The sequence below is a fragment of the Arthrobacter sp. 05N428_2 genome (assembly GCF_056397065.1).
The window spans coordinates 22,626-33,153 of sequence record NZ_JBFTMR010000024.1 but is presented as its reverse complement, the minus strand read 5'-3'; the positions used below and the strand labels follow the sequence as shown (position 1 = coordinate 33,153).

Below are 10,528 nucleotides of genomic sequence, written 5' to 3'. Positions count from 1 at the left end.
CTACAGCGCTACTACGACGAAAACCCCGAACGATTCCGCCAACGACCCATCACACCAGCCCCCGCCCGCCACGCAGGGATCAACCTTCCCGCAACAAAAACACCCACACAGCAAACCCAATGACTCCACACAGCTTGACAATCTGCGGAATCAGACCGACGCTCCCGCAGCCGTGAGTCACGGATACGGGAGCGTTGGTCTCACGCCGGCCGGATGTGCGGGAGGGCTGTTACTTGGCTTTGCCGAGGAAATCCTGGAGGCGGCCGACGCCGGTCGCGAGGTCGTCATCGCCCAGTGCGTAGGAAAGCCGCAGGTAGCCTGACGGGCCGAAGGCCTCACCCGGGACCACGGCGACCTCCACCTCATCGAGGATCAACGCGGCCAGCTCGGCCGAGGTCGCGGGCCGGACCGGGCCGTTCGCGGTGGGGAACTCCTTGCCCAGCAGCGCGCGGACGTCGGCGTACACGTAGAACGCGCCCTTGGGCGTGGGGCAGTCCACGCCGTCGATCGCGTTGAGCCCGGCCACAATGGCCTTCCGGCGGCGGTCGAAGGCCACCTTCATCTCGTCGACGGCGGTCAGCGGACCGGACACCGCGGCGAGGGCGGCAACCTGGGGGATGTTCGAAACGTTGGAAGTGGCATGCGACTGCAGGTTGGTGGCGGCCTTGATGACATCGGCCGGACCGATCATCCAGCCCACGCGCCAGCCGGTCATGGCGTAGGTCTTTGCGACGCCGTTGAGGATGACCACCTTGTCGCCCAGCTCGGGCGCCGCGGTAGCGATCGAGGTGAACGGAACGCCGTCATACGTCAAGTGCTCGTAGATCTCGTCGGTGACCACCCAGAGGCCCTTGGCGGCGGCCCACTGGCCGATCTCCTTGACCTGCTCGGGGGAATAAACGGCGCCGGTGGGGTTGGATGGGGAAACGAAGAGCAGGATCTTGGTGCGCTCCGTGAGCGCCGCCTCCAACTGTTCCACTGTCACCAGATAGCCCTGCTCCGGGCCGGCGAAAACCTCCACCGGAACCCCGCCCGCCAGCCGGATTGCCTCCGGGTAGGTGGTCCAGAACGGCGTCGGCAGAATCACCTCGTCGCCCGGATCCAGCAGCGTGGCGAAGGTGTTGTATACGGCCTGTTTGCCGCCGTTGGTTACCAGCACCTGGGACGCCTCAGCCCGGTACCCGGAGTCCCGGAAGGTCTTCTCGGCAATCGCCTGCTTCAGCTCGGGCAAGCCGCCGGCGGGGGAGTAGCGGTGGTACTTCGGCTGGCTGGCGGCCTCGATGGCGGCCTGGACGATGTAGCCGGGAGTCGGGAAGTCAGGTTCGCCGGCGCCGAAGCCGATGACCGGCCGGCCGGCCGCCTTCAACGCCTTCGCCTTGGCATCGACAGCCAGTGTGGCGGATTCGGCTATGGCGGAAATGCGCTGTGAAATGCGGGCGGCGGGCATTGCGGGTCCGATCTTCGCGGCAGCTCGTGGCTGGTTGTGGGATTCGACGGAATCTACTCTATGCTGTTCAGCGGATCCTCCGGGGTGCCCGGGTCGCGAATGTGACCCGACGCGGGAAAGTGGCTGCAGAGTCTACCGATTTCCGCCGGCAGGCAAGGATCTGGAGGGCCGGTTCGACGTGGGCGCAGTTGTTGCGTAGACTGGTTCTCCGGTGTTGAAAACACGATGATGGCGTGCGCCTCAGGGAGGCCTGCGGAAAAGCGCAGCCTGACCGGTTTTCGATCCATAGGGTAGTGGCGCAATTGGTAGCGCAGCGGTCTCCAAAACCGCAGGTTGCAGGTTCGAGTCCTGTCTGCCCTGCGCAAGCTGTTCCGGGGGTATCGCCGGAGCAGGCGCAGCAACCATGGTTCAGTTCAGAGCCGGGTATCCGACATCGCGAGGATGAGTGAGGATCAGGTGACCGAAACAGCTGCCAGCAGCTCCAAAGGCCGCCCCGCCAAGAATGCCCCCAGGGCAGGATTCTTCGCTCGGATTGCACTCTTCGTCCGCCAGGTCATCGGTGAACTGAAGAAGGTCGTCGCACCGACCCGCAAGGAACTGATCAACTACACGCTCGTCGTGCTGGTGTTCGTGGTCATCATGATGGTGATCGTCACCCTGCTGGACCTGGCCTTCGRGACCGGAGTGAGCTGGGTCTTCGGTGGAACAGGCGCCACGGACCACTAAGGCGACCGGTCCGCAGACTGCGTGGAGCTCCGGCAAGCCGGAGCTTCCGTGGGGTCTGCGGAATTGAGTCATTTAAATAGGCATGTTCGCAATGAGGAAGCAGGAGACCAAGTGTCTGAGCAGGAGCTCGAGGTAACTGAGACTGAGCTGGATAAGGGCCAGGACGCCGCGGTGGAAACCGCGGAAGAGTCCGAGGCTGTGTCTGCTGCGCCCGAATCCGACGCTGCCGACGAGGCCGCCGATGAGACAGTAGCCGATGAGGCAGTAGCTGCCGCGGAGACCGACGACGGCGAAGAGGGCGACGCTTTGGCGGCGGCCGCTGCCGCGGCCGAGGTTGACCCCGCCGATGAGTTCAAGGCCAGGCTGCGCCGCCAGGAGGGTGACTGGTACGTCATCCACTCCTACGCAGGTTACGAGAACCGCGTCAAGGCCAACCTGGAGACCCGCATCCAGACGCTGGACATGGAAGATTACATCTTCGAGATCCAGGTCCCGATGGAGGAAGTCGTTGAGATCAAGAACGCTCAGCGCAAGGTTATTAACCGCGTCCGCATCCCCGGCTACGTCCTGGTCCGCATGGACCTGACGGATGCCTCCTGGGGCGCCGTCCGCCACACCCCCGGCGTCACCGGCTTCGTGGGTAACGCCCACGACCCCGTGCCGCTGCGCCTCGACGAGGTCTTCTCCATGCTCGCGCCGGTCTTCGAAGAAGAGCAGGCTGAGAAGGGCAAGCCGGTCAAGCACGCCGCCGCTGCGGTCGACGTCGACTTCGAGGTCGGCGAGTCGGTCATCGTCAAGGAGGGCCCCTTCGAGACCCTGCCCGCCACGATCTCCGAGATCAAAGTGGATTCGCAGACCCTCGTGGTGCTGGTCTCCATCTTCGAACGCGAGACCCCGGTCACCCTGGCGTTCAACCAGGTCAGCAAGATCTAGCTTTATCCACAGAATTCGCCCCGGGCTGCCCGCTTAGCAGCCTTGGTGCGGTCGGCCGCCTTGCCATGGCGGCCAGCAACCTGAGGCACGCTCCTGTGTCCCAGGACGTATTTGAGAGAAGGACCTACATTGGCTCCCAAGAAGAAGGTCACCGGCCTCATCAAGCTGCAGATCCAGGCAGGCGCCGCTAACCCGGCCCCGCCGATCGGTCCTGCGCTTGGCCAGCACGGTGTCAACATCATGGAATTCTGCAAGGCGTACAACGCTGCGACGGAAGCCCAGCGCGGCAACGTTATTCCGGTGGAAATCACGGTCTACGAGGACCGTTCATTCACGTTCATCACCAAGACCCCGCCGGCTGCAGAGCTCATCAAGAAGGCTGCAGGCGTCGCCAAGGGTTCGGCTACCCCGCACACCGTCAAGGTGGCCAAGCTGACCCCGGCCCAGGTCAACGAGATCGCCTCCACCAAGATGGAAGACCTCAACGCCACCAGCCTGGAAGGCGCCGCGAAGATCATCGCCGGCACCGCCCGCTCGATGGGGATCACCGTCGAGGGTTAATTCCCCACCGCTGACGCGGCGCAGGGATCGGGATACCGCTCACGACGCCGGACAGCACCGCCGGGCAACCGGCACCACCTAAACATTGAGATGTTGGGATTCCCTTCCGGAGCCCCAACTGTGGCAGGGCCCAGCGCGGTCCGCAGACCACAACTGCACAAGGAGAATAAGCAGCATGGCAAAGCGCAGCAAAGCATATGAGGCAGCCGCCGCCAAGATCGACGCGGAGAAGTTCTACGCGCCGTTCGAGGCAGTGACGCTCGCCAAGGACACCAACCCGTCCAAGTTTGACGCCACCGTTGAGGTTGCTTTCCGCCTGGGTGTAGACCCGCGTAAGGCTGACCAGATGGTCCGCGGCACCGTTATCCTGCCGCACGGCACCGGTAAGACCGCCCGCGTTCTCGTCTTCGCAACGGGCGACAAGGCCGAGGCCGCAATCGCAGCCGGCGCCGACTTCGTTGGTTCCGACGACCTGATCGAAAAGATCCAGGGCGGCTGGACCGACTTCGACGCCGCTGTCGCCACCCCCGACCTCATGGGCAAGGTTGGCCGCCTCGGTAAGGTTCTGGGTCCGCGTAACCTGATGCCGAACCCGAAGACCGGCACCGTGACCGCTGACGTCGCCAAGGCCGTCAACGACATCAAGGGCGGCAAGATCGACTTCCGCGTCGACAAGCACTCGAACCTGCACTTCATCATCGGCAAGGTGTCCTTCGACGCCGTCAAGCTGGCCGAGAACTACGCCACCGCACTGGAAGAGGTCCTCCGCCTCAAGCCGTCCGCTTCCAAGGGCCGCTACATCCAGAAGGCCACCGTCGCCACCACGTTTGGCCCGGGCATTGCGGTTGACCCCCAGGTCACCAAGGTCCTGACCGAGGCGTAATCCTCCACAGCACCACTGAAAAGGCTGTCCCGCTTCCGCGGGGCGGCCTTTTCCGCGTCGCGGGCGGCGGTTAGGCTGACCCGGTGACCGCAGCCACGCACCGTATCGAACCCCTGACCCTCCCGGAAACCCTCGATGGCCCGGACGCCGCGGAGTTCCTCGAATTCGGCCGGCTTTGTGACGCGCTCACCCTGGAAACCTGGGGGAGCCTCGACCGTGCGACGCCCGACGGGGCAAGGCTGCGGTTTTGGCGGGACAACGCCTACACCCGGATGAGGCTCTTCTTTGTCCGCATCGACGGCGCCATGGTGGCGCGGTCCTGGATCCGCTTCGAGCAACAGGAGAACCTCGGGCGCGGGCTCCTGCACGTGGCCGTCCTGGACGCGTACGCCGGCCGTGGGATCGGACGGGAACTGCTGGAACACACGGAAGCCTTGGCCGCTGCCGAGGACCGCACCGTTCTGGCGACCTTCACAGAACACCCGGCAGACTTCGACGCCGCTGGTCCGGACGTGATCACCCCGCTGACCGGAACCGGGGCACTGCCCGCGTCCGCACGCGGAGTCCGCTTCGCCGCGGCGGCCGGCTACCAGCTCGAGCAGGTTGAGCGGTACAGCAGCCTGGACGTCGCCGCGGCTGCGACAGAACTGGACCGCTTGGAGCGGGAGGCATGGACCAAGGCTGCCGGATATGAGCTGCTGTCCTGGACGGACCACTGTCCGGACGAATATGTGGTGCAGTTGGCTGCCCTGATGTCACGGATGAGCACCGACGCGCCGATGGGAGGCCTCAGGTATGACGAGGAAACCTGGGACGCCGCCCGAGTCCGCCACGTGGAGGACACCTGGAAGCGTGCCGGGAACGCCTCGCTCGTGACAGCGGCGCGCCACCGGGACAGCGGCGTGCTGGCGGCCTACTCCGTGCTGGAACTGGCGCCCAGTAAGCCGTGGCTGGCCGAGCAGGACGACACACTTGTCGCCGCTGGGCACCGTGGCCACCGCCTGGGCATGCTGGTCAAAATCGCCAATCTCCGGCGCCTGGCGGACTACCCGGAGGTCAAACGCGTCACCACGTTCAACGCCGCCGAAAACGATCACATGCTGGCCATCAATGTCGCCCTCGGCTTCCGGGCCGCCGGCTGGGACGGGGAATGGCAGAGGTCCGTCCGGGGCCGCGGAACTGCGGCGTCCGGGTGACGTCCGCCCGCGGCGCGGCAGGGCAGGAATCACCCGGACCCGGCCATGGAATGCGCGCCGAAACGGGCATATGCTGGCGCTTGAGAGCCCGGCGTGAGCCGGGCACGCACTGCCCGGATTAGCATTCATCGATGAACATCCAGTTGACGAACATTCGGGGCAATGCATTGGGCGGCAGAACGGCTGGGAAGATGCCCGCAATGGCAGACGAGGTACGCGTTGAGCAGCTCTGGATCCCGGATTCGGTGGATGGACCGGATGCCGCGGATTTCCTTGCCGCCATCGAAGTAGGACGCAAGGTCCGGATGCAGACCTGGGGAAGCGACGACCTCGCCTACGCACCCCTGGAGAAACTGCTGGAAATGGCAGACCCCTATGAGCGCCAGGTGATTCTGGTGGCCAAGGTCGACGGCGAGATCGTCGGAACCGTGGACATTGCGCTGCCACTCGCAGACAACCTGGACGTCGCCGAATTCACCCTCGACATCCTGCCGGAGTTCCAGGGCCGGGGCGTTGGGCGGCAGCTGCTCGAGGCCGCTGAGCATTTCGCCCGGGACGAGGGCCGGAGCACCATCCTGATCGACACGAACCACCCCGGCGCGACGCTCGCGGACGGCACCGCCGGCCAGCTGATGCCCGGTTCCGGACTCGGTTTCGTCCCGCTCAAGAGCAGGGAAGTGGAGTTCGCGCAGCACACCGGCTACACCCTGCAGCACATCGAACAATTCAGCTCCTGCGCCCTTCCGCTGGACAGCAAGCTCGTCGCCGATCTTCATGCCGAGGCCGAGGAAGCCAACGCCGGCCGCTACCGCTTACACCACTGGACGGACCGGTGCCCCGAGCAATGGCTGGAAGCGATTGCCGCGCTGGAGAACCACGCCCGGGAGGACGGAATCCCCGGTGCCGACGACGGGGACCTGGTGTTCGACGCCGGCCTCCTCCGCAAGGCTGAAGAGGTCGCCATCGCGCAGGGCCGCCGGACCGTGGTGACCGCCGTCGAGCACCTCGCCAGCGGCACCCTTGTGGGGCTGACGACCATCAGCGTCCTGGCCCTGCGCCCCGACGTCGTCTTCCAGGATGACACCGTGATCCTGGCGGAGCACCGCGGAAACAAGCTCGGCCTGATGATCAAGGTGGCCAACATGGAGCGACTCTCCGAGCAGTTCCCGGATGCGCGTGTGCTCTACACCTGGAACGCCCCGGAAAACCGCTACCTCCTCACCGTCAACCAAAAGTTGGGGTTCACCACCGCCGGCGTAACCGGCATCTGGCAAAAGGAGTTGCCGGACTCCCGGCCTAGCGTCAGCTATGCCGATTTGGAGCACCCGGGCCCCGTCCCGTAAGCTGGACGAACCAAAGACCGTCGGTTGTTGGAAATCCACTCTCCCAAGCAAGGCTCAATTCTGCAGCCGCGCCGGGAGAGCAAGTGGATCTCCGGACGAAGGACCCTGAACATAGGGCGGCCGGCGCAGGTGAACGAAGCAAAGCTCCGCGGCATGGCCGCGTTGAGACAAGCCCCGTGCATCTGCGCGGGGCGTTTTTAGTTTTTAGCTCTTTTGAGCGGGGACCCGGAACAAACCGGCACTATCCCCGGAAGGAGGGTTATGGCAACGCCTAGCAAGGTTTCAGCAGTAGCTGAGATCACTAACGATTTCAAGGAATCGAACGCCGCTGTCCTGACCGAATACCGTGGGCTCACCGTTGCACAGCTCAAGCAGCTGCGTGTCTCTCTCGGCCAGGACACCAAGTTCTCGGTCGTCAAGAACACCCTGACCGCCATTGCAGCCAAGGAAGCCGGTGTTGAAGCATTCAACGACCAGCTCTCCGGCCCCACTGCAATCGCGTTCATCAAGGGTGACGCAGTTGCCGCTGCCAAGAGCCTGACGGATTTTGCCAAGGCCAACAAGCAGCTGGTCATCAAGACCGGTTACTTCGAGGGCAAGGCACTGAACGCCAGCGAAGTTGCTGCCCTGGCAGCACTCGAGTCCCGCGAGCTGCAGCTCGCCAAGGTTGCAGGCATCCTCAAGGCTCCTGCTGCCGCTGCTGCACGCATCATCGACGCACTGCGCCTCAAGCTTGAAGAAGAGAACGGTGCACCGGCAGTTGCCGAAGCGCCCGCCGCTGAAGAAGCCGAAGCCCCCGCAGCTGAAGAAGCCGACGCCGCAGCTCCGGCCGACGCCGCAGCTCCCGAAGAGAACTAACTCTCTTTCAAACCAGACTCCGGTGCGAAGGCATGCCCCAGGCAGCCAAGCACCACCTATAGGAAGGACGCCACACCATGGCGAAGCTCACCAACGAAGAGCTCATTGAAGCTTTCAAGGAACTGACCATCATCGAGCTCTCCGAGTTCGTCAAGCTCTTCGAAGAGACCTTCGAAGTTACTGCAGCTGCTGTTGCAGTTGCCGGCCCGGCCGGTGGCGGCGCTGCTGAAGAGGCTGAAGAGCAGACCGAATTCGACGTTATCCTCGAATCTGCTGGCGAGAAGAAGATCGCAGTGATCAAGGAAGTTCGCGCCATCACTTCCCTGGGTCTGAAGGAAGCCAAGGACGTTGTTGACAGCGCTCCGAAGGCTGTTCTCGAAGGCGCCACCAAGGAAGCTGCCGAGAAGGCAAAGGCTCAGCTCGAAGAGGCCGGCGCAACGGTTACCCTCAAGTAACTCGCGCTGCCCGGGAAGCTCGACGCGTTCGAGCGGCCCAGTCTTTCCAGGAAGACCCCGTCCACTCCGGTGGGCGGGGTCTTCCTGCGTTTCACCCCGGGCACGTTCTGGTGAACCTTGAGAAAACGATTGCGCGCTCTCCTTTCCAGTCCCCGGTGCTGCCCCTAGACTTTGGCATTGTGCCGACCGGCCGCCGAACCCTCAGGAGCTCACACAATGACCGATCCGAATCCATCGTTCTCCCGCCGCGCCATGCTCGCCGCGGCCCTGGTCGGCGGCAGCGCCGCCGCAGCCACACTCTCCGGCGCCCCCGCGGCGCAGGCCGCACCGGCCAACGACAAGAAGCAATTCCGGCTGACAGTGCTCGGCACCACCGACCTCCACAACAACGTCTTCAACTGGGACTACTTCAAGGACGAACCCTATTCGGACAACGCGGGCAACAAGATCGGCATCGCCCAGGCTTCGACCCTGATTAAGGCGGTCCGGGCCGAGCGCGGCGCCGCAAATACGCTCACCATCGATTCCGGCGACACCATCCAGGGCACCCCGCTGGCCTATTACTTCGCCAAGATCAACCCCATCTCCGGCAGCGTCAAGCACCCGATGGCGCTGGCCATGAACGCCGTTGGCTATGACGCGGTCGCGCTCGGCAACCACGAATTCAACTACGGAATCCCGCTGCTGCGGACTTGGGAGAAGCAGTTGGATTTTCCGCTGCTCGGCGCCAACGTGCACGACGCCGTGACCGGCGGCCGCGCCTTCACCCCGTACATCCTCAAGCGCGTCAAGACCGAGAACGGCTGGCTGACGGTCGGCCTCGTCGGTTTTGTGACCCCGGGCTGTGCCCTCTGGGACCGCGACAACGTCCAGGGCAAGCTCGACTTCAACGGCATCGTCGAGGAAGCCAAGACGGTCATCCCGCAGATGAAAGCCGCGGGAGCCGACGTCGTCATCGTCTCAAGCCACTCGGGCGCGACGCCGGGGTCCTCCTACGGCGATGCGCTGCCGTTCGCGGAAAACGCGTCCACCCAGCTGGCCGAGGAAGTCCCCGGAATCGATGCCATCCTGGTCGGGCACGCCCACATGGAAATCCCGGAGCGCTTCGTCACCAACACGGCCACGGGCCGGCAGGTACTCCTGACCGAACCGCTGAAATGGGGCATGCGCGTCGCTGTGATCGACCTGCAGCTCGTCAAGGACCGCGGCCAGTGGACCGTCACCTCGGCGCACTCCCACCTCCTGGACGCGAAGACGGTCGACGCCGACCCCGCCGTCGTCAGCGCCGTGCAGGCCGGACACGAGGCGACCGTGAAGTACGTCAACCAGGTGATCGGCACGTCCACCGCGCCGCTCACGACGGCGACCGCATGCTGGGCCGACTCGGCCGCGATCGACGCGATCAACTACGTCCAGGCCAGCACCATCAAAGCCGAACTGGCGAACGGCCCCGACGCCGGGCTGCCGGTCCTCTCCATTGCGGCCGCGTTCTCGCGCTCGGTGGACGTCAAGGCCGGACCGCTGACCATCCGCGACGTGGCCGGGCTGTACATCTTCGACAACACGCTGCTGTCCATCAAGGTGACGGGCGCCCAGGTCAAGGCTTACCTCGAATGGTCGGCGCAGTACTTCCGGCCGGTGGGCGGCACGACGGCCCGCGCCCAGGACGTCACGAACGCCGTGACCGCTCTGGCCCCGAACGGCACCCCGGACTACAACTACGACGTCGTCTACGGCCTGGACGCACCGCTGAACTACGAGATCGACCTGGCCCGTCCGGCGGGGGACCGGATCATGAACCTGACGTACGGCGGAGCGCCCGTGCCGGCCGGGAAGGAATTCGCCATGGCGATCAACAACTACCGGCAGAGCGGCGGCGGCAACTTCCCGGCCGTGAAGACGGCGCCGGTGCTCTCGAACAGCCAGCAGGAGATTCGGCAGCGCGTCATCGACTACGTCGTGGCCCACGGCACCCTGGACGCGGCCGTGTTCAGCCAGAGCAACTGGCGGCTCACGGTCAACGGCCAGCCGCTGACCGTCACAGCCTGACCCCCCGCCCATCACCATCGGTTGCTCCGCAAGTGCCCTTCTGAGCGCTGATAACGGCAGTTACGGAGCAGCCGACG

General features: G+C 64.8%; 10 protein-coding genes and 1 tRNA gene. 10 read left to right on the top strand and 1 reads right to left on the bottom strand.

Annotation, left to right across the window (positions count from 1 at the left end; genetic code table 11):
* Positions 1 to 229 precede the first annotated feature (229 nt).
* Entirely contained in the window at positions 230 to 1,447 is a 1,218-nt protein-coding gene (locus AC1DGI_RS17285) for a pyridoxal phosphate-dependent aminotransferase (RefSeq protein ID WP_476899706.1), read from the bottom strand.
* A gap of 287 nt (positions 1,448 to 1,734) precedes the next feature.
* Here AC1DGI_RS17285 and AC1DGI_RS17280 point away from each other — a divergent pair.
* From AC1DGI_RS17280 to AC1DGI_RS17235, 10 genes are all read left to right on the top strand, one after another.
* A tRNA-Trp gene (locus AC1DGI_RS17280) sits at positions 1,735 to 1,807 on the top strand.
* Between the two features lie 81 nt (positions 1,808 to 1,888).
* Positions 1,889 to 2,173: a preprotein translocase subunit SecE gene (gene secE, locus AC1DGI_RS17275; protein ID WP_476899705.1), complete on the top strand. Its 285-nt coding sequence runs from the start codon at positions 1,889 to 1,891 to the stop codon at positions 2,171 to 2,173.
* Positions 2,174 to 2,284: 111 nt separating this feature from the next.
* On the top strand, positions 2,285 to 3,106 hold the full coding sequence (gene nusG / locus AC1DGI_RS17270; protein WP_476899704.1) for a transcription termination/antitermination protein NusG: 822 nt from the start codon (positions 2,285 to 2,287) through the stop codon (positions 3,104 to 3,106).
* A 129-nt stretch (positions 3,107 to 3,235) separates the two neighbouring features.
* Positions 3,236 to 3,667 (top strand): 50S ribosomal protein L11, encoded by a 432-nt coding sequence (gene rplK / locus AC1DGI_RS17265; protein WP_476899703.1) that lies wholly within the window; start codon positions 3,236 to 3,238, stop codon positions 3,665 to 3,667.
* Between the two features lie 175 nt (positions 3,668 to 3,842).
* Positions 3,843 to 4,550, top strand: a complete 708-nt coding sequence (gene rplA / locus AC1DGI_RS17260) for a 50S ribosomal protein L1 (protein ID WP_441401903.1) — start codon at positions 3,843 to 3,845, stop codon at positions 4,548 to 4,550.
* Between the two features lie 83 nt (positions 4,551 to 4,633).
* A complete protein-coding gene (locus tag AC1DGI_RS17255) occupies positions 4,634 to 5,746 on the top strand; it encodes a GNAT family N-acetyltransferase (RefSeq protein WP_476899702.1) in 1,113 nt (370 codons plus the stop codon).
* A 200-nt stretch (positions 5,747 to 5,946) separates the two neighbouring features.
* Entirely contained in the window at positions 5,947 to 7,089 is a 1,143-nt protein-coding gene (locus AC1DGI_RS17250; protein ID WP_476899701.1) for a GNAT family N-acetyltransferase, read from the top strand.
* A 261-nt stretch (positions 7,090 to 7,350) separates the two neighbouring features.
* A complete protein-coding gene (rplJ, locus tag AC1DGI_RS17245; RefSeq protein ID WP_441401900.1) occupies positions 7,351 to 7,947 on the top strand; it encodes a 50S ribosomal protein L10 in 597 nt (198 codons plus the stop codon).
* A 77-nt stretch (positions 7,948 to 8,024) separates the two neighbouring features.
* Positions 8,025 to 8,402 carry a 50S ribosomal protein L7/L12 gene (gene rplL, locus AC1DGI_RS17240; protein ID WP_354233903.1) on the top strand — a complete coding sequence of 126 codons (378 nt, stop codon included), beginning with the start codon at positions 8,025 to 8,027 and terminating at the stop codon, positions 8,400 to 8,402.
* Positions 8,403 to 8,618: 216 nt separating this feature from the next.
* Entirely contained in the window at positions 8,619 to 10,451 is a 1,833-nt protein-coding gene (locus tag AC1DGI_RS17235) for a 5'-nucleotidase C-terminal domain-containing protein (protein WP_476899700.1), read from the top strand.
* Positions 10,452 to 10,528: the final 77 nt, after the last annotated feature.

Coding starts and splice junctions, on each gene's coding strand:
- AC1DGI_RS17250 (WP_476899701.1), top strand. CDS start 5,947: ATGGCAGACGAGGTACGCGTTGAGCAGCTCTGGATCCCGGATTCGGTG.
- AC1DGI_RS17285 (WP_476899706.1), bottom strand. CDS start 1,447: ATGCCCGCCGCCCGCATTTCACAGCGCATTTCCGCCATAGCCGAATCC.
- rplL (WP_354233903.1), top strand. CDS start 8,025: ATGGCGAAGCTCACCAACGAAGAGCTCATTGAAGCTTTCAAGGAACTG.
- AC1DGI_RS17235 (WP_476899700.1), top strand. CDS start 8,619: ATGACCGATCCGAATCCATCGTTCTCCCGCCGCGCCATGCTCGCCGCG.
- rplA (WP_441401903.1), top strand. CDS start 3,843: ATGGCAAAGCGCAGCAAAGCATATGAGGCAGCCGCCGCCAAGATCGAC.
- rplJ (WP_441401900.1), top strand. CDS start 7,351: ATGGCAACGCCTAGCAAGGTTTCAGCAGTAGCTGAGATCACTAACGAT.